Source organism: Streptomyces sioyaensis, assembly GCF_004122735.1.
GTDB classification, from domain to species: Bacteria; Actinomycetota; Actinomycetes; order Streptomycetales; family Streptomycetaceae; genus Streptomyces; species Streptomyces sioyaensis.
In genome coordinates, this window is the sequence record NZ_SDIF01000038.1 from 1 (window position 1) to 26,157 (window position 26,157).

Below are 26,157 nucleotides of genomic sequence, written 5' to 3' on the forward strand. Positions count from 1 at the left end.
CTCCCGTGACCGCCCGCCCGCCGTCCCGTCCGCACCCGCCCCACACCGCGCCCGCCCGGGCCGCGGCCGACGACGGCGCGGCGGGGCGGCCCTTCCACCCGGCGCCGCCCCGGCCGCCGGCCGCCGAGAACCTGACGAGCACTCAGGGTGGTGCCGCCGGCGGTGCCCCCGCACCCCGGCCGTCCCTGACCCCTCACGCGCCCGCGGCGCCCGGCCGGACGGAGGGGCTCCCGAGCACCTTCCGTGCGGCCCGTCCGGCGCGGCCGGCGGCCGGCGGGCACGGGGTCCGGGCCGCCGCCCCGCTGTCCGACGAGGACCGCGGCCGGCTGCTGGACGGTGCCCATCACGACCCGCACGGGCTGCTGGGCGCCCACCCCGTACGCGGCGGGCTGCTCATCCGGGTCCTGCGGCCGTGCGCCCAGCGCGTCACCGTCCTGGCGAAGGGGCTGCGCGCCGACCTGCTGCCCGAGGACGACGGGCTGTTCGCGGGGGTGCTGCCGCTGCGGACCGTCCCGGACTACGAGCTGCTGGTCGACTACGGCGACCACACGCCGACCGTGCACGACCCCTACCGCTTCCTGCCCGCGCTCGGCGAGCTGGATCTGCATCTGTTCGGCGAGGGGCGGCACGAGGAGCTGTGGCAGGCCCTCGGCGCGCGGATCATGGACCACCAGGGGGTGACCGGCACCCGCTTCACCCTCTGGGCGCCCAATGCCCGGGGCGTCCGGGTCGTCGGCGACTTCAACTACTGGGACGGCACCGGCCATCCGATGCGGTCGCTGGGCTCCTCGGGCGTCTGGGAGCTCTTCCTTCCGGGCATCGGCGCGGGCGAGCTGTACAAGTTCGAGATCACCCGGCCGGACGGCACGAAGACCGTGCGGGCCGACCCGATGGCCCGGCGGACCGAGTGCCCGCCGGCCACCGCCTCGGTCGTGGAGGCCTCGCAGTACCGCTGGACGGACGGGGACTGGATGACCCGGCGCGGCGAGCGCCCCGTGCACCAGGCACCGTTCTCCGTCTACGAGGTGCATCTCCCGTCCTGGCGACCAGGGTTGACGTACCGTCAGCTGGCCGAGCAGCTCCCCGCGTACGTCAAGGACCTGGGCTTCACCCACGTCGAGCTCATGCCGGTCTGTGAGCATCCGTTCGGCGGTTCCTGGGGCTATCAGGTGACCGGGTTCTACGCGCCGACCGCCCGGATGGGCACCCCGGACGACTTCCGGCAGCTGATCGACGCGCTGCACCGGGCCGGCATCGGAGTCCTGATGGACTGGGTGCCGGCGCACTTCCCCCGGGACGACTGGGCGCTGGCCGCATTCGACGGCCGGCCGCTCTACGAGCACCAGGATCCGGCCCGGGCCGCGCACCCGGACTGGGGCACCCTGGAGTTCGACTACGGCCGCACCGAGGTCCGCAACTTCCTGGTCGCCAACGCGGTGTACTGGTGCGAGGAGTTCCACATCGACGGCCTGCGGGTCGATGCCGTCGCCTCGATGCTCTATCTCGACTACTCGCGCGAGGACGGCGCCTGGACGCCGAACGTCCACGGCGGCCGGGAGGACCTCGACGCGGTCGCCTTCCTCCAGGAGATGAACGCGACGGTCTACCGCCGCTGCCCCGGTGTCGTCACCATCGCCGAGGAGTCCACGGCCTGGGACGGCGTCACCCGCGCCACGCACCACGCCGGGCCCGGCGGCTTCGGCGGGCTGGGCTTCGGCCTGAAGTGGAACATGGGCTGGATGCACGACTCCCTCGGCTATGTCGCCAAGGAGCCGGTGCACCGCAAGTACCACCACGGCGAGATGACCTTCTCCATGATCTACGCCTACTCCGAGAACTATGTGCTGCCGATCTCCCATGACGAGGTGGTGCACGGCAAGCGCGCACTGGTGTCGAAGATGCCCGGTGACTGGTGGCAGCAGCGCGCCAATCACCGGGCCTACCTCGGATTCATGTGGGCCCACCCCGGCAAGCAACTCCTCTTCATGGGGCAGGAGTTCGCCCAGGGCGCGGAGTGGGCGGAGAGCCACGGTCCGGACTGGTGGCTGCTCGACCCCTCCTACGAGGCCGAGGCGGACCACCGGGGCGTCCGCGACCTGGTCCGCGACCTGAACCGCCATTACGCCGCCGCGCCCGCGCTGTGGGAACGCGACACGGACCCGGCCGGCTTCTCCTGGATCGACGGCGAGGCGAGCGAGGACAACGTCTTCTCCTTCCTGCGCTTCGCCGCCGACGGATCCCCCCTGATCTCGGTCACCAACTTCTCCCCCGTCGTACGCCACGCCTACCGGCTCGGCGTCCCCGATCACGTCCCCGCCTGGCGCGAGGTCCTCAACACCGACGACCCGCGCTACGGCGGCAGCGGTGTCACCCATCCCGACCCCCTGAGGGCGGAACCCGTCCCCTGGAACGGCCGCGCCGCGTCCGTCACAGCGGTGCTGCCCCCCTTGGCCACCGTCTGGCTACGACCCCTCTGAGCGCTCATGGGCGGTGCTTGTCCGACCCGTCTCCCGCCGCCGCGGCGCCCCCACCGATCAGATCCGTCCCCCAAGTCGTTATGTCCCATTCCTCCTTGTTCGAGCCCCCACGCCACCGGCCTTCACCGGCCGCGTTTTCCCTGTCCTCCGTATGGTGTCAGGGGGCACTGACAATCGACCGCTACGGATAAAACCGCAGGTCATAGCGGTGCTGGTGGGGACGCGGCGGCGGGCGGCGCGGCCGTGGGACGGCGGCCGCGCACAAGGGGCGGGTGCCGCAGCCGGCACCCGCCCTTCTCCCCTCCTGCGCCCGGAATCAGACCGGGGCGGACGCCTTCTCCGCCCCGCCGTCGCGCGGCCCGACGACGTCCGCGGGACCCGGCCCGGCGGCCGCCTCGTCGGCCAGCGACTTCTCGTCGAACGGCAGCGCTCCGGCCAGCACCTCCGCCACCCGGCCCTGGTCGATCTCCTTGGTCCAGGTGCCGATCAGCACGGTGGCGACCGCGTTCCCCGCGAAGTTGGTCAGGGCGCGCGCCTCGCTCATGAAGCGGTCGATGCCGACGATCAGGCCGACGCCGTCGACCAGTTCGGGGCGGTGCGACTGCAGGCCGCCGGCCAGCGTCGCCAGGCCCGCGCCGGTGACGCCCGCCGCCCCCTTCGAGGCGATGACCATGAACACCAGCAACGAGATCTGCTGGCCCAGCGGCAGCGGCTTGCCCATCGCCTCGGCCACGAACAGCGAGGACATCGTCAGGTAGATGGCGGTGCCGTCGAGGTTGAAGCTGTAGCCGGTGGGGACGGTGATGCCGACCACCGGCTTGCTGACGCCCAGGTGCTCCATCTTCGCGATCAGCCGGGGCAGCGCCGACTCCGAGGAGGAGGTGGACAGGATCAGCAGGAACTCCCGGGCGAGGTACTTCAGCAGCAGGAAGATGTTGATCCCGGCACAGAGCCGGAGCAGCGTGCCGAGCACCACGAGCACGAACAGCAGACAGGTGACGTAGAAGCCGACCATGATGACGGCGAGCGACTTCAGCGCGTCCAGGCCGGTCTCGCCGACCACCGCGGCGATGGCACCGAAGGCACCCACCGGCGCCGCCCACATGATCATGGCCAGCACCCGGAAGACCAGCTTCTGGAGGTGCCCGACCCCGCGCAGCACCGGCTCGCCCGCCGAACCCAGCGCCTGCAGTCCGAAGCCCACCAGCAGCGCCACCAGCAGCGTCTGGAGCACCTCGCCCTGGGTGAAGGCGGAGACCAGCGTGGTGGGGATCATGCCGAGCAGGAACTCCGGCAGCGACTCGCCGCCGCCGGAGGCCTGGGCATGGCCCGCGTGCCGCACGGTCTCGGTCAGATGCAGACCGGAGCCGGGCTCCAGGATGTTGCCGACGACCAGGCCGATGGCCAGCGCGACGGTCGACATCACCATGAAGTAGCCGAGCGCCAGCCCGCCGACCGCGCCGACCTTGGCGGCCTTCCGTACCGAGCCGACGCCCAGCACGATGGTGCAGAAGATGACCGGCGAGATCATCATCTTGATCAGGTTCACGAACCCCGTGCCCAGCGGCTTGAGCTCGACGGCGACACCGGGGGCGGCGAAGCCCACGATGATGCCGAGCAGGACCGCCCCGATCACGGCGAGGTAGAGGAAGTGGGTCCGGTCCCGCCTCGCCGGCGCGGTCTCCTCGGTGGTGCCCCCACGCGGTGGGGTCTGTGCAGCCACGGCTGCCTCCTCAGGTCTTCGGCTGTGCGCTGATCTGCGGCTCTGTCACACAACAAAGTCCCGGTGACTATGCACGCCACTGTGGCGCCCGTCACCCTTACGTTCATTTCGTTCACGCGAAAGTGACCGTGCAGACGGTTTCGCGTTCGCCGTGCAGACTGTTCTGCATGCGACTCCCCCGACCCCGGCCGCCCCGACGGCTGGGGGGTCCCCGCAGCCTCGCCGGGCAGCTCTTCGCGATGCAGGTCGTGCTGGTGGCGGTGGTCGTCATGGGCTGCGCCGTCTTCGCGTACCTCAGCGCCGGCCGGCAGGCGGAGGAGACCGCGCGGCGGCAGGCGACCGCGGCGGCCACCGCCGTCGCCGACTCGCCGGCCGTCGTGGCGGCGGCCCGCAGCGCCCACCCGACGGCCGCGCTCCAGCCGTACAGCGAGCGGCTGCGGCACGACGCGGGCGTCGACTTCGTGGTGGTGATGGCCACGGACGGGACCCGCTGGACGCACCCGGAGCCGTCCGCGATCGGCAAGAAGTACCTGGGGCACATCGGCCCGGCGCTGCGCGGGGAGATCTTCCCCGAGACCCACATGGGGGTGCTCGGACCGTCCGTACGGGTCGTCGCCCCGGTCCGTGACCCGCAACGCGGCGGCCGGATCATCGCGCTGGTCAGCTCCGGGATCACCATCAAGACCATCAGCGCGCAGCTGCGGGACCAGGTGCTGGCGCTGGCCGGGGTGGCGGCCGCGGCGCTGGCGCTCGGCGGGCTGGGCACGTATGTGATCAACGCCCGGCTGCGGCGGCACACCCACGGGATGAACGCCCGGGAGCTCGGCCGGATGCACGACTACCACCAGGCCGCGCTGCACGCCGTCCGCGAGGGACTGCTGATGCTCGACGGGCAGCGCAGGGTCGCCCTGATCAACGACGGCGGGCAGGAGCTGCTGGGGCTGTCCGGCGACGCGGTGGGCCGCCCGGTCACGGAGCTGGGGCTGCCCCCGGCGCTGACCGAGGCGCTGCTGGCGCCCGGCCCGCGGGTCGACGAGCTGCAGCTGACCGGCGAGCGGGTGCTGGTGGTCAACTCCTCGCCGGTCTCCGGCGGTGAGCGGCGCGGCAGCGTGGTCACCCTCCGCGACCACACCGAACTCCAGGCGCTGTCCGGCGAGTTGGACTCGGTACGCGGTTTCACCGAGGCGCTGCGCTCGCAGGCCCACGAGGCCGCCAACCGGCTGCACACCGTGGTGTCGCTGATCGAACTGGGGCGGTCCGAGGAGGCCGTGGAGTTCGCGACCGCGGAGCTGGAGCTGGCGCAGGCCCTGACCGATCAGGTGGTCGGGGCGGTCGCCGAGCCGGTGCTCGCCGCGCTGCTGCTCGGCAAGGCGGCGCAGGCCAACGAGCGCGGCGTCGACCTGGCGCTGACGCCGGACAGCCGGATCGACGACGGCCTGCTGCCGCCCGGGCTGCCGGCCCGTGACCTGGTCACGGTGTTGGGCAACCTCCTGGACAACGCCATCGACGCCGCGGCCCCGCCCCGGGAGCCCGGCGCCGGCGGCCCGCCGCGGGTGGCGGTCACCGCGCGGGCGGCCGACGGCGAGCTGCTGCTGCGGGTGGCGGACAACGGGCCGGGAGTGGGCGCGCAGGCCGCACAGGAGATCTTCCAGCGGGGCTGGAGCACCAAGCAGAGCACGGCGGCGCCCGCCCGGGGCCGCGGCCTGGGCCTGGCCCTGGTGCAGCAGGCGGTACGCCGCAACGGCGGTGCCCTGACGCTGGACCGGGCTCCGGAAGGCGGCGCGCGGTTCACCGTACGGCTGCCGCTGCGGGCGGGGGCGACGGCACCGGTCCTCGCCCCGCGGGGCGACGCCGGGGCGACTGCCGCCGCGGGCGGGAGCGACGGCAGGAACGCGACGGCCGGCCCGCCGCGCGCGGACACGGGAGGAGGCGCCCGGTGACCTCCACCGACATCCGGGTCCTCGTCGTCGAGGACGATCCGGTCGCCGCCGCCGCGCACGCCCTGTACGTCGGGCGGGTGCCCGGTTTCACCGTCTCCGGCACCGTGCACTCCGGCGCCGGCGCCCGCCGCCACCTGGAGACGCACGCCGTCGATCTGCTGCTGCTCGACCTCTATCTGCCCGACGGCCACGGGCTGGCGCTGGTGCGGACGCTGCGCGCGGCCGGGCACACCGCCGACATCATCGCGGTCACCTCCGCCCGCGATCTGACGATGGTGCGCGAGGGCGTCTCGCTCGGCGTGGTGCAGTACGTCCTCAAGCCGTTCACCTTCGCCACCCTGCGCGACCGGCTCACCCGCTATGCCCGCTTCCGCGCCACCACGGGCGAGGCCAGCGGGCAGGACGAGGTGGACCGGGCGCTCGCCGCGCTGCGCGCACCCCAGCCGGCCGCGCTGCCCAAGGGGCTGACCGCGGCCACTCTGCGGGCGGTGACCGATGTGCTGCGAGCCGCCGGCGGCGGTCTGACGGCCACCGAGGCCGCCGCCGACGTGGGGATTTCGCGGATCACCGCGCGCCGCTACCTCGAACATCTCGTGGTGAGCGGCCGGGCCGCCCGCGCCCCCCAGTACGGCCAGGTCGGCCGCCCCGAATTGCGCTATCGCTGGTCGGGGCATTGACCGGCTGTGACCGGTGACTTACTTTCAGCTGGCAGCCCCTCGTGGCCAGTTGGAGGTCGTGCCGTGCGCCCCACCGCCCCGCTGATCCTGCTCGCCGCCGCCGTCGTGGCCGCCGGCACGCTCACCGCCTGCGGCAGCGGGCCGGCCGGCGACCGGAACACCGTCAAGGTCGCCTTCATCAAGGACACCAACAGCAAGGTCACCGTCCGGGACGACTATGTCCGCCTGGTGGCGCGGCAGTTCGAGAAGAGCCACCCCGGCAAGAAGGTCCGGCTGATTCCCATCCAGGCGTCGGAGAACGACTACTACACCAAGATCCAGCAGATGATGCGCTCCCCGCGGACCGCACCGGACCTGGTCTACGAGGACACCTTCCTGGTCAACTCCGACATCACCGCGGGGCTGTTGCGCCCGCTGGACGCGCAACTGCGCGGCTGGAAGGAGTGGCGGCAGTTCGAGCCGGCCGCGAAGGCCGCGGCCCGGGGGCAGGACGGCCACACGTACGGCGTCCCGGACGGTACGGACACCCGCGGGCTGTGGTTCAACAAGAAGATCTTCAAGAGGGCCGGGCTGCCGGCCGACTGGCGGCCCCGGACCTGGGACGAGGTGCTGGACGCGGCCCGGACGGTCAAGCGCAGGGTCCCCGGTGTCATCCCGCTGAACGTCTTCACCGGCAAGGGCGCGGGCGAGGCCGCGGTGATGCAGGGCTTCGAGATGCTGCTGTACGGCACCGGCGAGAACCAGCTCTACGACCCGGACAGCCGGAAGTGGGTCACCGGCACCCGGGGCTTCCGCGACAGCCTGGCCTTCCTCGACACGGTCTACCGGGAGAGACTCGGGCCCGAGGTGTCCGACGCGCTCAGCCCCAACATCCAGACCAGTGTGGCCACCGAGCTGCTGCCCGAGGAGAAGCTCGCCATCGACCTCGACGGTTCGTGGCTGGGCCAGCAGTGGCAGAAGACGGGCGGCGGCAACCCCTGGCCCGCCTGGTCGGCCACGCTCGGCCAGACCCCGTTCCCCACCCAGCACGGCGCCCCGCCCGGCAAGGTCAGCCTGGCCGGCGGCTGGACCTGGTCGGTACCGCGGCAGGCCCGGCAGCCCCAGCTGGCCTGGCAGCTGATCGAGACCTTCCAGTCACGGCAGAACGCCCTCGAATGGTGCGTACGGGGCGCCCAGATCGCGGTGCGCAAGGACGTCGCGGCCGATCCGCGCTATCGGAAGTCCGTGCCCGGCATCGGCTTCTTCACCGGTCTGGTCACGATCAGCCGGTACCGGCCCGCGCTGCCCGACTACCCCAAGGTCGCCGCGGCGATCGGCGAGGCGATGGAGGCGGTCACCGCCGGGGATTCCGCACCGGACAAGGCGGCCCGGGACTACGACGTGTCGCTGCGGTCGCTCGTCGGCGGCCGGACCGTCGCGAAGCCGTGACCGCCGGCGCCGCCGGGTCCGCGGGCGCGACCAGGTCCGCGGGGCCCGCCGGAACCACAGCCACCCCGCGGACACCGCGCCGCACCCCGGCCCGCACCCGTCCGCTGCGCTGGGCCCCGCTCGTCCCGGCCACCGTCCTGCTGCTGCTCTTCCTCGGCGGCCCCCTCGTCTACTGCGTCGGGATCGCCTTCACCGACGCCCAGCTGACCGGCCAGGAGTCCGCGTCCTTCGTCGGCCTGGCCAACTTCCGCCATGCGTTCGGCGACCCGGCGTTCCGCAACGCCGTGGTGCTGACGCTGGTGTTCACCGTGGTCTCGTCGGTCCTCGGGCAGAACACCCTGGGCCTGGCGCTGGCCGGTCTGCTGCGCCGCGCCTCGCGGCCCGTACGGACCCTGACCGGGGCGCTGGTGATCACCGCCTGGGTGCTCCCGGAGATCGTCGCGGGCTTCCTGCTCTACACCTTCTTCGAGCGGCGCGGCACCCTCAACGCCCTGCTCGCCTGGCTCCATCTGCCCGCCCAGAACTGGCTGTTCGGCCTGCCCATCCTCGCGGTGTCCTTCGCCAACGTCTGGCGCGGGACGGCCTTCTCGATGCTGATCTACTCCGCGGCGCTCGCCGGGATCCCCACGGAGATCAGCGAGTCCGCCGAGGTCGACGGGGCGGGCGGGCTGCGGCGGCTGTGGCACATCACGCTGCCGATGATCCGCCGCTCGGTCGGCACCAATCTGATGCTCAACACCCTCCAGACGCTCTCCGTCTTCGGGCTGATCTGGGTGATGACACGGGGCGGACCGGGGGGCCGCAGCCAGACCCTGCCGGTGTTCATGTACGACCAGGCGTTCACGAAGTCCCTGATCGGCTACGGCACCGCGGTGGCGCTGCTGTTGCTGGTGGTGGGGGCGCTGTTCTCGGCCGTCTATCTGCGCCTGCTGCGCGAGGAGGTCTGAGCCGTGCCACTCCCCCGCCGCCCCCACGCGCGGCGCCGCGCGCCGAGCCGGCGGACCCGCCACCGGCCGGCCGCCGACGCCGCCCTGCTGGCCGTCGCGGTGGCGTTCGCGGCGCCCCTGGTCTGGCTGGTGCTGTCCTCGCTGGACGCGCGGGCGACACTGCGGGTGCGGCTGCCGAGGTCCCCGACGCTGGACAACTTCTCGGCGGTCTGGACCGACGAGATCACCTTCACCCCGATGCTCAACAGCCTGCTGATCTGCGGTGGCGCCACCCTGCTCACGGTGGTCTGTGCGGCGCTCGCCGCCTATCCGCTCTCCCGCTTCCACGCGCGCTTCGCCCGCCCGTACCTGCTGACGATTCTGTTCTCCACCTGTCTGCCGATCACGGCGGTCATGGTCCCGGTCTACGCGCTGTTCGTGCGGGTCGATCTGATCGACACCCAATACGGCACCGCACTGTTCCTGGCCGCCGCCCAACTCCCGTTCGCCATCTGGCTGATGAAGAACTTCATGGACTCGGTGCCCAGGGCCCTGGAGGAAGCGGCGTGGACGGACGGCGCCTCCTGGGGGCAGACCCTGCTGCGGGTGATCCTGCCGCTGATGGGGCCCGGCGTCGGCGTCGTGGCGATCTACACCTTCATCATGATGTGGGGCAATTTCTTCGTCCCCTTCATGCTGCTGCTCTCCCCCGAACAACTCCCGGCCTCGGTCAGCATCTTCACCTTCTTCGGCAATTACGGCGCCATCGCCTTCGGTGAACTCGCGGCCTTCTCCGTGCTGTATTCGACGCCGGTCCTCGCGCTCTACCTCCTGATCTCCCGGCGGCTCGGCAGCGGCTTCGCGCTCGGCGGCGCCGTGAAGGGCTGATCGGCGGCGTGACGGACGATCGACGGCGTGACGGACCGATCGGCGCCGCGCAGGGACGGTCGGCTGCGCCGTGAGGGGCCGAGGAGCCCGGCGGCCGGCCGCACCCCGGGCCGGACCCCGGGCCGGGACCAGGAAACCGGCCGACTGGTAGGTTCCTACGACTTTGCGCCTTGGCCATCCGCACCATAGGTGCCCCCGCACCCCCTCACTTACCGTGTGCCGGTGCGTACGCAAGCCGGGGAGCCCCGCCGGCCACCCTTCGACGCCGAGGCCGCCCGCCGGCTCCGCGAGGCCCTCGGCATGACCCCCGCCCATGTCGCGTACGGCATCGCGGCCGCCTACGGAATGCCGCTGTCGCCCGCGACGGTCACGGCCTGGGAGGCGGGCGAGCGCGCCCCCTCGGAGGCCGAACTGACCGCGCTGGCCGGCGCCCTGTGGTGTGCGCCGGGCGAGCTGCTGGGCGCGCCGGGCACCCTGCACGAATACCGGCTGGCGCGGGGCCTCGCCGCCGCGGACCTCGCGCGGCACATCGGCATGGACCCGGCCGCCTACGCGCGCCTGGAGGCCGGCGGCCACTGGCGCGGCACCGCGCGGCAGGCCGCCGCGCTCGCCGGGGCGCTGGCGCTGCCGCTGCCCGCCCTGATCCGCTTCACCGGCCGGGACGCCCTGCTGACCGAGCTGCTGACCAGCGCCGCCACCACCCGCTGGCAGGCCTACGTCCGGCCGGTCGGCAAGGTGGTACCGCTGCCCAGGGAGCGGCTCCGCGAGGTGCTGCAGGAACTGCACGCCGACTACCAGGCGACCATGGCCGCGACGCTCCACTGGGGCGGCGGGGAGCGCGCCGAGGAGTCCGGCAGGGCCGGGCGCGCCTTTCTCGACGGCATCCTGACGGAATTCTGGACACGGGCGGGCACGGCACACGTCTGAGGGCGCGCGCCCCTGAACTCTCCCACCACCCCCGGGTTTTCCCGTCGGCCAGAGGTCGGAGGGCCGTCCGTCCAGAGGATGACGCCGGGGGCGGCGATGGCACTTCCGGCCGGTCCGGCTTTCGGTCCCTGCGGGTGAAGACCGGGTTGACCTGCGCATTCGAGAATGAGGACGTCGAAACATCCGTCCTTTTTCCAGGAGTTCCCGTGTCCCACGCGGCCACCTCTCCGGGTTTCCCCGGTTCCCCCGCTTCCGCCCGCACCGCCGCCGTCGCCGCCCGTGCCACGGACCTGAGCAAGGTCTACGGCCAGGGGGAGACCCGCGTGGTCGCACTGGACTCCGTCTCCGTCGAGTTCGGCCGGGCCCGGTTCACGGCGATCATGGGCCCGTCCGGCTCCGGCAAGTCCACGCTGATGCACTGCATGGCCGGACTGGACCGGATCTCCTCCGGCTCGGCCCGGATCGGCGAGGTCGAGCTGGGGTCGCTGAACGACCGGCAGCTGACGCGGCTGCGCCGGGACAAGGTCGGCTTCATCTTCCAGGCGTTCAACCTGCTGCCGACGCTGAGCGCGCTGGAGAACATCACGCTGCCGATGGACATCGCGGGCCGCAAGCCCGACCGGGAGTGGCTCGACGCGGTGATCGACACCGTCGGCCTCTCGGGGCGGCTCGCCCATCGGCCGGCACAGCTCTCCGGCGGCCAGCAGCAGCGGGTCGCGGTCGCCCGGGCGCTGGCCGCCCGGCCGGAGATCATCTTCGCGGACGAGCCGACCGGCAACCTCGACTCCCGCTCCGGCGCCGAAGTGCTGGGCTTCCTGCGGGAGTCGGTGCGGGCGGCGGACCAGACGGTGGTGATGGTCACCCATGACCCGGTCGCCGCCGCCTACGCGGACCGGGTGGTCTTCCTCGCGGACGGCCGGATCGTCGAGGAGCTCCACGACCCGACCGCGGACGCCGTCCTGGACCGGATGCGGCTGTTCGACTCCAAGGGCCGTACGAGCTGACGCCCGGCACCCCGCACCACCGCGCTCCCCGGCGCGCTGCCCTTCATCCCGAGCCACCGGACCAGGACTGACACCACCACCATGCTGCGAACCGCCCTGCGCAACGTCCTTGCGCACAAAGCCCGATTGATGATGACCGCGCTCGCGGTCCTGCTCGGCGTCGCCTTCGTCGCCGGCACCCTCATCTTCAGCGACACCGTCGGCTCGGCCGTCAAGAAGGCGTCCGAGAAGAACCTCGACGGGGTGGCCGTCTCCGTCCAGGCCGAGGCCGCCGACAGCTCCCCGGACGTCGGCAAGGACCGCAGGCGGACCACCCTTGTCGACGAAAAGCTGGCGGACAAAGTCCGCGCACTGCCCGGCGTGCAGTCCGTACGCAGCAATGTCAAGGGCACGGCCACCGTCGCCGGCCCGGACAATGTGCCGCTCGGCCACGACTGGCAGAACCTCGCCACCAACTTCCAGCCGGACAAGGACGGTCACGACCCCCGCTACCCGCTGCTGAAGGGCCGCGGACCGGCCGCCGGCAACGAGATCGCGCTGGACGAGGCGACCGCGAAGGCGTCCGGCCGCAAGATCGGTGACTCCGTGCGGCTCGCCACCGACGGCCCGGTGCTGACGAAGAAGCTGGTCGGCATCGTCTCCACCGACGACCCGCAGGTCACCGCGGGCGGCAGCCTGACGCTCTTCGACACCGCCACCGCGCAGAAGCTGTTCCTGCACCCCGGCCAGTTCGACGAGCTGGTGATCGCTGCCGCGCCCGGCGCCGATCAGCAGGAACTGACCGCCAAGGTCAGCGAGGTGCTGCCCAAGGACCGCGCCACGGCGACCAGCGGCACCGATCTCGCCGCCGAGCAGTCCAGGATGGTCGCCAGCCAGAACGAGGCCCTGAGCCAGACGCTGCTGACCTTCGCCGGGATCGCGCTGTTCGTCGGCGTCTTCATCATCGCCAACACCTTCACCATGCTGATCTCCCAGCGCAGCCGGGAGATCGCCCTGATGCGCGCGATCGGCGCCTCCCGCCGTCAGGTCGTGCGCTCGGTGCTCGCGGAGGCGGCCCTGCTGGGCCTGATCTCGTCGGCCGTCGGATTCGCGCTGGGCACCGGCCTCGCCGTGGGCCTGCGGGCGGTGCTCGAAGCGAATGGCGCGGGTTTCCCGGACGGACCGGTCGTCATCAGCCCGGCCGCGGTGCTCTCCGCGCTCGGTGTGGGCGTCGTGGTGACCGTACTGGCCGCCTGGCTGCCGTCCCGCAAGGCGGCGAAGATCGCCCCGGTGGAGGCGCTCAACACCGTCGAGGCGCCGCCGGCACTGCGCAGCCTGGTGCTCCGCAACTCCCTCGGCGCGGTCATCACCGGCCTCGGCATCGCGACCATGTGCTACGTCTCCACGCTGAAGGACGCCGACGACCTGCCGATCGCGATGGTGGGCGGCGCGCTGACGCTGACCGGCGTCATCATCCTCGCGCCGATGCTGTCCCGGCCGCTGGTCTCGCTGGCGGGCGTCGTCACCACCCGGCTCTTCGGCATCAGCGGCAAGCTGGCCAAGGAGAACACGCTGCGCAACCCCCGCCGTACGGCGGCGACCGCTTCGGCGCTGATGATCGGCCTCACCCTGATCACCGGTATGACGGTCGTCGGGAACTCGGCCGGGCAGGCCATGGACACGATGACGGCCCAGGGGCTGAAGGCCGACTACAAGATCGGGACCTCCGCCGGTCTGGACCCCGAGCTGTCGCAGAAGGTGGCGGACGTCCCGGGCATCGAGGCGGCGGCTCCGCTGCGCAATACGGGCTTCACGACCCCCAACTCCTCCATGGGCCTGATGGGCACCGACCTCAGCACGATCGGCAAGCTCACCCAACTGGACTTCATCAGCGGTTCGTTGAAGGGCGCCGGAGGCAACGACATCGCGGTCTCCCAGGAGATGGCCAAGATGAAGGGCTGGCACACCGGCGACACCCTGGACGCCACCTTCTACGACAAGAAGAAGGCGAAGCTCAAGATCGTCGGGATCTACGCGGACAACGAGCTGCTCGGCGACTCGATCGGCGCCACCTCGCTGGCGGCGCCGCACCAGCTCGTGCCGATGGTCGAGTCACTGCTGGCGAAGGCCCAGGACGGCCCGTCGGAGGGGCTGGAGAAGCAGATCCGGCACGCCCTCGGCGACAGCCCGCTGCTGAAGGTCCAGGACCACGCCGACCTGCGCAAGGAGAACGCCGCGAGCATCGAGATGGTGCTCAACGTCTCCTACGGGCTGCTGGGCATGGCCGTCATCATCGCGGTGGTGGGCGTTGTCAACACCCTCGCCATGTCGGTCTTCGAGCGGACCCGTGAGATCGGGATGCTGCGGGCGATCGGCCTGGCCCGCAGCGGCATCAAGCAGATGGTCCGGCTGGAGTCGGTGGTCATCGCGCTGTTCGGCGCGGGCCTGGGCATCGCGGTGGGTGTCTTCTGCTCCTGGGCCGTCGGCAACCTGGTCAGCAAGGGCCTGCCCACCTACGAGCTGATGCTGCCCTGGGGCCGGCTCGCGCTGTTCGTACTGATCGCGCTGGTCGTGGGGGTGCTGGCCGCCCTCTGGCCGGCCCGCCGCGCGGCCCGGCTGAACATGCTGGAGGCCATCGGCGCCCAGTGACCGTCTGACCGCCACCCCCCACAAAGGCGGCGCGCCTGTCCCCGGCCGAGGACAGGCGCGCCGCCGCTGTTTTTCCGGGGGAAGACCGGGGGTCAGAAGACCGACTCGGCCTCGTCCATCCGCCACTCGGGCACCGTCTTGAGCTCGGTGACCGCGTCGGCCAGCGGCACCATCGTGATGTCGGTGCCGCGCAGCGCGGTCATCCGGCCGAAGTCGCCGCGGTGCGCGGCCTCGACGGCGTGCCAGCCGAAGCGGGTGGCGAGCACCCGGTCGTAGGCGGTGGGGGTACCGCCGCGCTGGACATGGCCGAGAATGACCGGCCGGGCCTCCTTGCCGAGGCGCTTTTCCAGCTCGTGGGCGAGCGCGTTGCCGATGCCGGAGAACCGCTCGTGGCCGTACTGGTCGATGGCGCCCTTCTTGTACTCCATGCTGCCGGGGGCCGGGTGCGCCCCCTCGGCGACACAGACCACGGCGAACTTCTTGCCCCGGGCAAAGCGCTCCTCGACCATCGTGACCAGGTCGTTGACCTCGAAGCCGCGCTCGGGAAGGCAGATGCCGTGGGCGCCGCCGGCCATGCCGGACTCCAGCGCGATCCAGCCCGCGTGCCGGCCCATCACCTCGACGACCATGACCCGCTGGTGCGACTCCGCGGTGGTCTTGAGGCGGTCGATGGCCTCGGTCGCGACGCCGACGGCGGTGTCGAAGCCGAAGGTGCGGTCGGTGGAGGAGATGTCGTTGTCGATGGTCTTGGGAACGCCGACGACCGGGAGCCCGGCGTCCGACAGCATCCGGGCGGCGGTCAGGGTGCCCTCGCCGCCGATCGGGATGAGGACGTCGATGCCGTAGTCCTTGGAGTGGTCCTTGGCGTCCTCGCAGGCCTGCTGGAGCCGGGCGCGCTCCAGCCGCGAGGAACCGAGGATGGTGCCGCCGCGGGCGAGGATGCCGCTGACCGCTTCGAGGTCGAGCTTGCGGAAGCGGCCGTCGAGCAGGCCCGAGAAGCCGTCCTCGAAGCCGATGACCTCGTCGCCGTGCCCGGTGAGGGCGCGATGGACCACCGACCGGATCACAGCGTTGAGGCCGGGGCAGTCGCCGCCTGCGGTGAGGACTCCGATACGCATCGTGCTGTGTCTCCTGTGCTCGCTGTCGGTTCCGTGTGAGCCGGTCCGATTGTTTCACGGGAGGCCCGGCCCTCCCCGCCCGCCGGACCTCACCCCTACTGTTCCTGCACGGGCTGCACAAGGGAAACTGGGAGAGCGACCTAGCCACACGCGCAGGTATTGTCAAGAGGGGCATGCCCACCATAACGGCTAATTTTTACCTTGCGACCAACGGAATGGATCGGAGAGCACGCGTGACGCGGAGCGTGTACGTGACCGGGATCGACCGCGGCGACGGCCGTCAGGTCATCGAGCTGGGAGTCATGGAGCTCCTGACCCGCCAAGTCGACCGGGTGGGCGTCTTCCGCCCGCTGATCCACGACGACGGACCCGACCGGCTCTTCGACCTGCTGCGGGCGCGCTACCGGCTCACCCAGCCCGCCGACACCGTCCACGGCCTCGGTTACGAGGAGGCCGCCGCCCTCCAGGCCGAGCGCGGCACCGACGAACTGGTCTCCCGGCTCGTCGACCGCTTCCACGCCGTGGCCAGGGAGTACGAGTACGTCCTGGTCCTCGGCTCGGACTACGCGGCCACCAGCCTCCCCGACGAGCTGAACCTCAATGCGCGCCTGGCCAACGAGTTCGGTGCCGCCGTACTGGCCGTCGTCGGCGGTCAGGGCCAGGAGGCCGAGTCGGTGCGCGCCGAGGCCCACAACGCCTACCGCGCCTACCACTCGCTGGGCTGCGACGTCGTCGCCGTGGTCGTCAACCGGGTGGCGCCCGAGCACCGCACGGCCGTCGTCGAGCGGCTCGCCGCCCGCCTCCCCGTGCCCTGCTACGCCCTCCCCGAGGACGGCTCGCTCTCCGCGCCGACCGTCAGCCAGATCGTGCACACCCTCGGCGCCGAGGTGCTGCTCGGCGACGACTCGGGGCTCGCCCGGGACGCCCGGGACTTCGTCTTCGGCGGCGCCATGCTGCCGACCTTCCTCAAGGCGCTCACGCCCGGCTGCCTCGTGGTGACCCCCGGGGACCGGGCGGACCTGGTCATCGGCTCGCTCGCCGCGCACAGCGCCGGTGCCCCGCCGATCGCCGGTGTGCTGCTCACCCTCGACGAGCGGCCCGGCCCGGACATCATGGCGCTGGCGGGCCGGCTCGCCCCCGGCACCCCGGTCGTCTCCGTACCCGGCGGATCCTTCCCGACCGCCGGCGAGCTGTTCGCGATCGAGGGCAAGCTGAACGCCGCCTCGCCGCGCAAGGCGGAGACCGCGCTCGGCCTGTTCGAGCGGCATGTGGACACCGTGGAGCTGACGAACCGGATCTCCGTCGCCCGCTCCGGCCGGGTGACCCCGATGATGTTCGAACACGAGCTGATCGAGCGCTCCCGCTCCGCCCGCCGCCGGGTCGTCCTCCCCGAGGGCGGCGAGGAGCGGGTGCTGCGCGCCGCCGACGTGCTGCTGCGCCGCGACGTGTGCGAGCTGACGCTGCTGGGCGAGGAGGAGGCGATCCGCAAGCGCGCCGCCGACCTGGCCATCGACCTGGCGGACGCGCAGATCATCGATCCGCAGACCTCCCCGCTGCGCGAGCGGTTCGCCGAGCGCTACGCCGCGCTGCGCGCCCACAAGGGCGTCAGCGTCGAGCTGGCCTACGACGTGGTCGCGGACGTCTCCTACTTCGGCACGCTGATGGTCCAGGAGGGTCTGGCCGACGGCATGGTCTCCGGTGCGGTGCACTCCACCGCCGCCACCATCCGCCCCGCCTTCGAGATCATCAAGACCAAGCCGAACGCCCAGATCGTCTCCTCGGTCTTCTTCATGTGCCTGGCCGACCGGGTGCTGGTCTACGGCGACTGCGCGGTCAACCCGGACCCGGACGCCGAGCAGCTGGCGGACATCGCGATCCAGTCGGCCACCACTGCCGCGCAGTTCGGCGTCGAGCCGCGGATCGCGATGCTGTCGTACTCCACCGGCACCTCCGGCTCCGGCGCCGACGTCGACAAGGTCCGCAAGGCCACCGAGATCGTCCGCACGCTGCGCCCCGATCTGCTGGTCGAGGGCCCGATCCAGTACGACGCGGCGGTGGACGCGGCGGTCGCGCGGACCAAGCTGCCCGAGTCCGATGTCGCCGGCAAGGCCACCGTGCTGATCTTCCCGGACCTCAACACCGGCAACAACACCTACAAGGCCGTGCAGCGCTCGGCCGGTGCGGTCGCCGTCGGCCCGGTCCTGCAGGGTCTGCGCAAGCCGGTCAACGACCTCTCGCGCGGCGCTCTGGTGCAGGACATCGTCAACACCGTGGCCATCACCGCCATCCAGGCGCAGGGCGAGCGGCCCGGCGCCGGCCCCGCCGCGTGACCGCGACCCCCCTCCGCCCGCCCCCTCCCCCTCTCGGAGAGCGCTCCATGACTGCCACCGCCACCCGCGTACTCGTCCTCAACTCCGGCTCCTCATCGCTGAAGTACCAGCTGCTCGACATGCACGACGGCGCACGCCTCGCCGCCGGCCTCGTCGAGCGGATCGGCGAGGAGACCTCGCGCCTGGCGCACACCCCGCTGGCCACCGGTGGCGACACCCGCGAGACCGAGGGCCCGATAGCCGACCACACGACGGCGCTGAAGGCCGTCGCCGCGGAGCTGGCCGCCGACGGGCTCGGCCTCGACTCCCCCCAGCTGGCCGCGATCGGGCACCGGGTGGTGCACGGCGGGCTGAAGTTCACCGAGCCGACCGTGATCGACGACGCGGTGCTGACGGAGATCGAGCGGCTGGTGCCGGTCGCGCCGCTGCACAACCCGGCCAACATCACCGGCATCCGGACCGCCCGGGCGCTGCGCCCCGATCTGCCGCAGGTCGCGGTCTTCGACACCGCCTTCCACACCACGATGCCGGAGTACGCGGCCCGTTACGCCATCGACGTGGCGACCGCCGACGCCCACCGCATCCGCCGCTACGGCTTCCACGGCACCTCGCACGCCTACGTCTCCCGCAAGACCGCGGCGCTGCTGGGCAAGGACCCCTCCGAGGTCAACGTCATCGTGCTGCACCTGGGCAACGGCGCCTCCGCCTCGGCAGTGGCCGGCGGCCGCTGCGTGGACACCTCCATGGGCCTGACCCCGCTGGAGGGCCTGGTCATGGGCACCCGCTCCGGTGACATCGACCCGGCGGTGACCTTCCACCTCAAGCGGGTGGCCGGGATGTCGGAGGACGAGGTCGACGAGCTGCTCAACAAGAAGAGCGGGCTGATCGGGCTGTGCGGCGACAACGACATGCGGGAGATCCGGCGCCGGATCGACGCGGGCGGCGAGGACGGGGCGCGCGCCCAGCTCGCCTTCGACATCTACATCCACCGGCTGAAGAAGTACCTCGGCGCGTACACCGCGGTGCTCGGCCGGGTGGACGCGGTGGCCTTCACCGCGGGCGTCGGCGAGAACGCCGCCCCGGTGCGCGCGGCCGCGATCGCCGGTCTGGAGCAGATGGGCATGGCGGTGGACGCGGACCGCAATGCCGTACGGTCCGACGAGCCCCGGCTGATCTCGCCCGAGGGCTCCCGGGTCGCGGTCGCCGTGGTGCCCACCGATGAGGAACTGGAGATCGCCCAGCAGACATACGCCCTGGTCAGCGCCTAGGACTCGGTGTTTCGGCCGACCGATAAATTCCGCTCCTAAACAAACCGATAGGATTCCGCCCATGCGCCGTTCCAAAATCGTCTGCACCCTGGGCCCCGCCGTCGACTCCTACGAGAAGCTGAAGACGCTGATCGAGGCCGGCATGAACGTGGCCCGTTTCAATATGAGCCACGGGACCCAGCCGGAGCACGAGGAGCGGTATCACCGCCTCCGAAAGGCCTGCGAGGAGACCGGCCGCGCGGTCGGCGTGCTGGCCGACCTCCAGGGCCCCAAGATCCGCCTGGAGACCTTCGCCGACGGCCCCGTGGAGCTGGTGCGCGGGGACGAGTTCGTCATCACCACCGAGGACGTCCCCGGCGACAAGACCATCTGCGGCACCACCTACAAGGGCCTGCCCGGCGACGTGTCCAAGGGCGACCCGGTCCTGATCAACGACGGCAACGTCGCGCTCCAGGTCATCGAGGTCGACGGCCCGCGGGTGCGGACCATCGTCATCGAGGGCGGAGTCATCTCCGACCACAAGGGCATCAACCTCCCCGGTGCCGCGGTGAACGTCCCCGCGCTGTCCCAGAAGGACATCGAGGACCTGAAGTTCGCCCTGCGGATGGGCTGCGACATGGTCGCGCTGTCCTTCGTCCGGGACGCCAAGGACGTCCAGGACGTGCACCGCGTCATGGACGAGGTGGGCCGCCGGGTCCCGGTCATCGCCAAGGTCGAGAAGCCGCAGGCGGTGGCCAACATGGAGGAGGTCGTGATGGCCTTCGACGCCGTCATGGTCGCCCGCGGCGACCTGGCGGTGGAGTACCCGCTGGAGAAGGTCCCGATGGTGCAGAAGCGGCTCATCGAGCTGTGCCGCCGCAACGCCAAGCCGGTGATCGTGGCGACCCAGATGATGGAGTCGATGATCACCAACTCCCGGCCGACCCGCGCCGAGGCCTCCGACGTCGCCAACGCCATCCTCGACGGCGCCGACGCGGTGATGCTCTCCGCGGAGTCCTCGGTCGGCCAGTACCCCATCGAGACCGTCAAGACCATGTCGAAGATCGTCGAGGCGGCCGAGCAGGAGCTGCTCTCCAAGGGCCTGCAGCCGCTGGTGCCCGGCAAGAAGCCGCGCACGCAGGGCGGTGCGGTGGCCCGTGCGGCCTGCGAGATGGCCGACTTCCTCGACGGCAAGGCGCTGGTGGCCTTCACCAAGTCCGGTGACACCGCCCGCCGGCTCTCCCGCTACCGCGCGTCCCAGCCGATCCTGGCCTTCACCACCGAAGCCTCCACCCGCAACCAGCTCACGCTGAGCTGGGGCGTCGACAGCTTCGTCGTGCAGCACGTCGACAACACCGACGCGATGGTCGACCTGGTGGACGCCGAGCTGCTCAAGCTCCAGCGCTACAGCAAGGGCGACACCATGCTGATCACCGCCGGTTCGCCCCCCGGCGTTCCCGGCACCACCAACATGGTCCGGGTGCACCACCTCGGCGGCCAGCAGGCCTGAGTCCGGCGCGCGAAAACGGCGGTGGGCCGCCCCCTGGGGGAGGGGGCGGCCCACCGCCGTTTTCTGCGGCTCCCGAACGGGTCGGTGGCCCGGGTCGTTCCTCAGCCGGTCATGAACTGGTGCAGACCCGGGACGTGGAGGTTGCCGCCGAACTGGCCCGCCTGGTCGATCTTCACCTTGGTGAAGTACGCGAACGGGACGTTGAGCGGCGGCGGGTGCTCGGGGTCGAAGACGATCGGGATCAACCCGAAGAGGTTGCCCTGCAGCCGCTCGGTGTACATCGTCACCTTGCCGCCGCGGATCGTGGACGTGGACCCCTGGGACGCCTGGACGTGGTACTTCTTCCCGGACGCCTTGTCATCGACGGTCTGATGCAGATCACCGATGTCGACGCTGTCGGCGGTGAACTTCAGGGCCTGCTTGGTGTGGCCGTTCTGCGTCTGGACGTTGACGACGCCTTCGTAGTTCAGACCGCGCAGGGTGAGCGCGCTGGACTCCAGGTGCCAGGGGTCGTCGGGCAGGGTGACGGGGGTCTGCTCGTCCTTGCCCTTCTGCTTGTTCTCGACGACGCACGGGAAGGACTTCTTGCCGCTGGAGTCCTTGCCGTCGAGGCCGCCGCCGGGCAGGGCGTTGTCCGCCGCACCCACGGCGCCGTGGACGGTGTCGTTGACCGTCTTCGAGCCGTTCTTGAGGCTGTCACCGGCCTTGCCGGCGCCGTCCTTGAGACCGCCGACCGTGTCCGTGACCGGCTTGGTGGCCTTCTCCAGGGCGGACCCGGAGTCGGTGGACGCGGAGTCCTTGGAGGCCGACGGCGAGGGACTCGGCGTGGCCGACGCGGACGTCGAAGGGCTCGGCGAGGCGGCGGAGTCGTCGGACTTGTCGCCGCCCAGCAGACCGCCGAGCGCATCGCCGATGCCGCCGAGCACACCGCCGTCCTTGTTGTCCTCGGAGGGCGAGGGCGACGGGGTCGCCGAACCCGAGGGCTCGCTGCTCTCCTTGGAGGCGGACGGCGCGGGCGCGGGCTTGCTCTCCGCGTCCTTGCCGGCCGACGACGAAGGTGCGGCGGACGGCTCGGCACTGGGCTTGTCGGACGGCTTGGTGCCGCCCTTCGTGCCCGTGTCGTCCTTCGCACCGTCCTTGGCCTTGGCGTCCTTCTGGCCGGCCTTGTCCGGTGCGGTGACGCAAGGACCGTCCTTGAAGGGGCTCTTGGGCGCCGGCTTCGCTATTGCCATCTGGGGCGTCAGCCCCATGCCCATCAGCACCGCGGACGGCATGGCGGCGATGGCTATCGCCTTGCCCGCGGGCACGTGGAGCCGCGTCAGCAAAGGCTTCCTGGGGGCCGCGTGTCGCGGCCCGCCTCTCGCCCCGGCAGCTGCGCTCTCCGCGTGCAGCTCGTCACCCGGCACAGTGCCTCCCGTTCGTTCCGTTGGTCGGGCTGGTTCCTGACAGGTCGTCCAGCCCCTTGCCCAACCCGGGACCGGCGACCGGCGCGGGGTGCGTGGCGACCACGGGTCCGGCAACCGTCCTGGCGGCCGGATCGTCGTCGTCCTCGCTGCGAGCGGCCTTGCCCGGCGCCCAGGAGACACCCAGCGCACCGCCGATCAGCCCCAGAAGGAAGCCGATCAGGAAGGCGCCGAAGTTCGAGACGACCAGGGAGACCAGGGAGAGCAGAATCGCCGCCACCCCCGCGAAGACGCGGGAGGCCGGCTGAAACCACATGGTGAGACCGAGCACGACCAGCAGTACGCCGATGATCAGCGAGCCGGCGCCGGCGGTGGTCGCCATGCGGACGGTCAGGGAACCGATCGTGAGATTCGCGTAAGGGATGTACATGATCGGGATGCCGGCCAGCAGGGTCAGCATTCCGCCCCAGAACGGGCGGTGTCCGCGCCACTCCCGGAACGAAAGCCGCTTGCGGCCGATGGTCTCGATCAGCCGTGGTCGCGTTTCGGCGCTCATGTCGTACAGCTCCTCGGGACTGGCAAATCGGTGGTTCTGTGCTGGAGTGTTCTACTTGGCACTACCCGGCGTACGGGCACGGGGAACGGCATTGCTCCCCCGCGCCCGTACGCTCAGTGCGTCAGTAGCACTCGCTCTTGCCCTTGGCGACGCTCATCTTCAGGCCGCTGAGCTTGAACGTGCCGGCCGTCGTGGCCCAGGCCTGCTGCTTGACGTGGGTCAGCGTGGCCGACTCGGCCTGCTGGGCGAACGAGCCCGGGTCGGCCTTGTCGCCCTTGTGCATCCCCGGGCCCTTGGTCGTCGATCCCGCAGCAACACCGATGTCGATGTTGTTGAAGGTCGCGTCCGCGGACAGCTGGTCGAGGTCGATGTAGAGGTTCTTCGCCTCGACGGGCGTGTCACCGCCACCGGCCGACAGCTTCATCGACACATCGCCGAAGACCGGGACCGGAACGACCACCGACTGGCACAGGTTCCTGATCTTGGCGTTCGAGAACCCCGAGACCGCCACCGGGACCTGCTTGCCGCCCTTCTGGGCGTCAATGGCTCCGTACTGAACAAATCCGGTGCCGTCCAGCCGGTCTGTAGCGACCTTGAACTGCTGTCCGGACACGCTGAACGATGCCGCGAGCGCACCCTGCGAGAGGGCGACACCGATCGCGGCGGTCGCCGCGACGCTCGGCACCATGACGACGGCGAACCGCTTCCATCTGGTCCCGCCACGAGCCAGGGACTCCATGACTTTCCTCCTTCTCGGACGTACATCTCCGGTACCTGCCACCTCCGTTGAGGCGCGGTACCTGGGATGGGAGAAGTGCTACGTCCTCGGGAAGGAGAGCGCCCGTTCTCGGAGGCACATCGTGTTCCGAATACCGGCGATCACCCCCGAGCGACAACCACTGGCCACGCTCTCGCGCAACCTCACTGGACAGGCCCTGCCGGATGGGGCAGAGACCCCCCTGTCCACGGCCGGCGCCACTGCCGCCGACCACTCGGTGGGGACCCAAGTACCCCGCGGCACCAACCGGATGCCGGGCTGCGGGAATGGACCGAGCGTGGCCGATCGTGGTCCATTCACGGCCGCCGCACAAGGGGCTCGTTACTTGCGGGTAACGGCCCGATAAACACGCTTCGACGGACCGAGATCAACTGGACACACACGGTGGTTGCTCACCGCAAGGGGACAAGAGTCAATTGCGGACAGACCGCCGCAAGAGGATGGTTGAGGCTTACTCCAAGTAACAGCGGCCACGTTTACCAAGTTTTGGTAAAACGTGGCCGCTGCGTCGTTTGATCGGTCAACTCGCGGAGGGCGTACTGGTCACAAGCGGGCGAGTCAGAAACAGCGGGTCAGAACAGCACCCGGGCCAGCGCGGTACGGGCCGCCGTCACCCGCGGATCCTCGGCGCCGATGACCTCGAACAGCTCCAGCAGCCGCAGCCGTGCGGCCTCCCGGTCGTCGCCCGCACTCCGCTTCACCGCGTCGACCAGCCGGCCGAAGGCGTCCTCGACATGGCCGCCGACCAGATCGAGGTCCGCGGCACGGATCTGCGCCGGCACGTCGGCCGGATTCTCCGCGGCCTCCTTGCGCACGGCCTGCGGGTCCAGATCCTGGACCCGGCGCAGGAGTTCGGCCTGCGCCAGACCGAGCTTGGCCTCCGGGTTGGCGGGGTCGTCGGAGAGCACGTTCTTGTAGGCCTGGATGGCGCCGCCCAGATCGCCGGAGTCGAGCGCCTGGTTCGCGGCCTCCAGCACGGCGTCGTAGGGACCGGCCGGCACCGGGGCCTCGGCCTGCTCCTGCTCGTCCGCGGCCGACGGCTCGACGGGCGCCCCCACGATGCCGAACTGCTGCTCGGCGGCCTGCACCAGCTGGTCGAGCACCTGGCGGATCTGCGCCTCCGGGGCCGCGCCCTGGAACAGCGGGATCGGCTGGCCCGCCACCACGGCGAACACCGCCGGGATGCCCTGCACCCCGAACTGCTGGAACAGCATCTGGTTGGCGTCGACGTCGATCTTGGCCAGCACGAACTTGCCGGCGTACTCCCCCGCGAGGCGCTCCAGCAGCGGACCCAGCTGCTTGCACGGCTCGCACCACTCGGCCCAGAAGTCGATGACGACCGGGACCTCGGTGGAGCGCTGCAGGACGTCCTGCTGGAACCCCGCTTCGTCGACGTCGAACACCAGGCGGGCACCGCTCGCGGGCGCCTGGCCCGTACGGGCGGCCTCGGCACGTGCCTGCTCCGCCTTCTGCTTCGCTTCCCCGGCCGCCTTCAGCGCGGCGAGGTCGACGACTCCACTCATGGACATATTGCGTGGCTGCATGGGTCCATCCTCCCCCCTGGGCGGTCCGTTCCGAAAAGCGATCCGGAAAGCGATGCGGTCGGCGACGCGGAATCCCCGGTCCGGTATCGCCGCCGGACCTTCCGCAGGGCACCGCATCCGCTCCGTACGCCCCGCCGGAATGCCGGCGCACGTCCTGGATCGCTGCCCGATTCGGCCCCGAGGAGGACCGGTTGCGGCCATGGGTCCCCACCCACAGCCAGTGGCTATCACTCTTTCGCTACGACCCGTAGCGTAACTCGCCGTCGACCCCGCGCCACAACCGGTTTCAGCCCTGCGTGAAGTGATCTCCCTCACGGCGGACGGCGCCCGGCCCCGTACTGCCCGGTATGGTCGCCCGCATGCACGACTCCGCCAGCCCCCGCAAAGGCCGCACGGGCCGCCCGCGCAGCGCCGCGACCGATCACGCGATCCTCAGCGCGACCCGCGCCGCGCTGGTCGATCTGGGCTGGGGACGGCTCACCATGAGCGAGGTGGCGGCCCGCGCCGGGGTCGCCAAGACGACGCTCTACCGCCGCTGGGCCAACAAGAACGAGCTCGTCGTGGACGCCGTGGCGGTCCTCTTCGACGAGCTCGAACTCCCCGACCGGGGCTCGCTGCGCTCCGATATCGAGGGCGTGGTGCTGCAGTTCGGCGCGCTGCTCGCGCGGCCGGAGACCAAGACGGCGCTGATGGCCGTGGTCGCCGAGTCCACCACCGACGAGGCGCTGCGCGAACGGATCCGCTCGGCGATCGTCGACCGCCAGAAGCGGCTGGTCTCGCTCGGCCGCTCCCGCGCCCAGACCCGTGGCGAGCTGCCGCCGGACACCGACGGCGAGGACGGCGCCCGGGCGGCGGCCCGCGCCATGGACCTGATCTTCGATGTGATCGCCGGGGCGATCGTGCACCGCACCCTGGTCAGCGGCGAACCCGTGGACGCCGAGTGGGGCCGCGACTTCACCGCCCTCTTCCTGACCGGGCTGACCGGACTGGCCGGTCCCGACGGCCGGAGCTGACGCACCCGGGGCGGCCCGGTGTCCCCGGGAACACCGGGCC

The 26,157-nt window shown here is 71.3% G+C and carries 19 protein-coding genes; 13 read left to right on the forward strand and 6 right to left on the reverse strand.

Annotation, left to right across the window (positions count from 1 at the left end; genetic code table 11):
• Nucleotides 1-5 precede the first annotated feature (5 nt).
• Complete coding sequence (gene glgB, locus EST54_RS15590) at nucleotides 6-2,477, forward strand: 1,4-alpha-glucan branching enzyme (protein WP_307825418.1); 2,472 nt, start codon at nucleotides 6-8, stop codon at nucleotides 2,475-2,477.
• Nucleotides 2,478-2,793: 316 nt separating this feature from the next.
• On the opposite strand, the gene EST54_RS15595 is transcribed toward glgB, so the two are convergent.
• The gene (locus tag EST54_RS15595) at nucleotides 2,794-4,200 is read right to left on the reverse strand and encodes a cation:dicarboxylate symporter family transporter (protein WP_129248228.1); all 1,407 of its coding nucleotides are present in this window, start codon (nucleotides 4,198-4,200) and stop codon (nucleotides 2,794-2,796) included.
• Between the two features lie 167 nt (nucleotides 4,201-4,367).
• Between EST54_RS15595 and EST54_RS15600 the strand changes: the two genes are divergently transcribed.
• From EST54_RS15600 to EST54_RS15635, 8 genes are all read left to right on the forward strand, one after another.
• A complete protein-coding gene (locus EST54_RS15600) occupies nucleotides 4,368-6,140 on the forward strand; it encodes a sensor histidine kinase (RefSeq protein ID WP_239012723.1) in 1,773 nt (590 codons plus the stop codon).
• Nucleotides 6,137-6,817, forward strand: coding sequence for a response regulator (locus EST54_RS15605; RefSeq protein WP_129248229.1), 681 nt, complete (start codon nucleotides 6,137-6,139; stop codon nucleotides 6,815-6,817). Before EST54_RS15600 ends, EST54_RS15605 begins: the two co-directional genes overlap by 4 nt.
• Before the next feature lie 63 nt (nucleotides 6,818-6,880).
• The gene (locus EST54_RS15610; RefSeq protein ID WP_129248230.1) at nucleotides 6,881-8,245 is read left to right on the forward strand and encodes an extracellular solute-binding protein; all 1,365 of its coding nucleotides are present in this window, start codon (nucleotides 6,881-6,883) and stop codon (nucleotides 8,243-8,245) included.
• Complete coding sequence (locus EST54_RS15615; protein ID WP_372448186.1) at nucleotides 8,242-9,192, forward strand: carbohydrate ABC transporter permease; 951 nt, start codon at nucleotides 8,242-8,244, stop codon at nucleotides 9,190-9,192. Before EST54_RS15610 ends, EST54_RS15615 begins: the two co-directional genes overlap by 4 nt.
• Nucleotides 9,193-9,195: 3 nt before the next feature.
• The gene (locus tag EST54_RS15620; protein ID WP_129248231.1) at nucleotides 9,196-10,059 is read left to right on the forward strand and encodes a carbohydrate ABC transporter permease; all 864 of its coding nucleotides are present in this window, start codon (nucleotides 9,196-9,198) and stop codon (nucleotides 10,057-10,059) included.
• A 216-nt stretch (nucleotides 10,060-10,275) separates the two neighbouring features.
• Entirely contained in the window at nucleotides 10,276-10,986 is a 711-nt protein-coding gene (locus EST54_RS15625) for a helix-turn-helix transcriptional regulator (protein ID WP_129248232.1), read from the forward strand.
• Between the two features lie 206 nt (nucleotides 10,987-11,192).
• Nucleotides 11,193-11,990 (forward strand): ABC transporter ATP-binding protein, encoded by a 798-nt coding sequence (locus EST54_RS15630; protein ID WP_129248233.1) that lies wholly within the window; start codon nucleotides 11,193-11,195, stop codon nucleotides 11,988-11,990.
• Nucleotides 11,991-12,071: 81 nt separating this feature from the next.
• Entirely contained in the window at nucleotides 12,072-14,618 is a 2,547-nt protein-coding gene (locus tag EST54_RS15635; protein ID WP_129248234.1) for an ABC transporter permease, read from the forward strand.
• A 92-nt stretch (nucleotides 14,619-14,710) separates the two neighbouring features.
• Here the strand turns inward: EST54_RS15635 and EST54_RS15640 are convergent, their stop codons facing one another.
• Nucleotides 14,711-15,736 carry an ATP-dependent 6-phosphofructokinase gene (locus EST54_RS15640; RefSeq protein ID WP_129248235.1) on the reverse strand — a complete coding sequence of 342 codons (1,026 nt, stop codon included), beginning with the start codon at nucleotides 15,734-15,736 and terminating at the stop codon, nucleotides 14,711-14,713.
• Between the two features lie 233 nt (nucleotides 15,737-15,969).
• Here EST54_RS15640 and pta point away from each other — a divergent pair, with 233 nt between their 5' ends.
• The 3 genes from pta (at nucleotide 15,970) to pyk (ending at nucleotide 20,823) form a co-directional block, all read left to right on the forward strand.
• Nucleotides 15,970-18,066, forward strand: coding sequence for a phosphate acetyltransferase (pta, locus tag EST54_RS15645; protein WP_129248236.1), 2,097 nt, complete (start codon nucleotides 15,970-15,972; stop codon nucleotides 18,064-18,066).
• A gap of 47 nt (nucleotides 18,067-18,113) precedes the next feature.
• Nucleotides 18,114-19,334 carry an acetate kinase gene (locus EST54_RS15650; protein ID WP_129248237.1) on the forward strand — a complete coding sequence of 407 codons (1,221 nt, stop codon included), beginning with the start codon at nucleotides 18,114-18,116 and terminating at the stop codon, nucleotides 19,332-19,334.
• Nucleotides 19,335-19,395: 61 nt separating this feature from the next.
• Complete coding sequence (gene pyk, locus EST54_RS15655) at nucleotides 19,396-20,823, forward strand: pyruvate kinase (RefSeq protein ID WP_129248238.1); 1,428 nt, start codon at nucleotides 19,396-19,398, stop codon at nucleotides 20,821-20,823.
• Between the two features lie 101 nt (nucleotides 20,824-20,924).
• On the opposite strand, the gene EST54_RS15660 is transcribed toward pyk, so the two are convergent.
• From EST54_RS15660 to EST54_RS15680, 4 genes are all read right to left on the reverse strand, one after another.
• Nucleotides 20,925-22,130, reverse strand: coding sequence for a hypothetical protein (locus EST54_RS15660; protein ID WP_244942528.1), 1,206 nt, complete (start codon nucleotides 22,128-22,130; stop codon nucleotides 20,925-20,927).
• Between the two features lie 88 nt (nucleotides 22,131-22,218).
• The gene (locus tag EST54_RS15665; protein ID WP_129248240.1) at nucleotides 22,219-22,782 is read right to left on the reverse strand and encodes a DUF6114 domain-containing protein; all 564 of its coding nucleotides are present in this window, start codon (nucleotides 22,780-22,782) and stop codon (nucleotides 22,219-22,221) included.
• A 121-nt stretch (nucleotides 22,783-22,903) separates the two neighbouring features.
• Complete coding sequence (locus EST54_RS15670) at nucleotides 22,904-23,521, reverse strand: DUF6230 family protein (RefSeq protein ID WP_093485228.1); 618 nt, start codon at nucleotides 23,519-23,521, stop codon at nucleotides 22,904-22,906.
• Nucleotides 23,522-24,132: 611 nt separating this feature from the next.
• Entirely contained in the window at nucleotides 24,133-25,104 is a 972-nt protein-coding gene (locus EST54_RS15680; RefSeq protein WP_129248241.1) for a tetratricopeptide repeat protein, read from the reverse strand.
• Between the two features lie 359 nt (nucleotides 25,105-25,463).
• On the opposite strand from EST54_RS15680, the gene EST54_RS15685 reads away from it, so the two are divergent.
• Nucleotides 25,464-26,117, forward strand: coding sequence for a TetR/AcrR family transcriptional regulator (locus EST54_RS15685; protein ID WP_239012725.1), 654 nt, complete (start codon nucleotides 25,464-25,466; stop codon nucleotides 26,115-26,117).
• Nucleotides 26,118-26,157 lie beyond the last annotated feature (40 nt).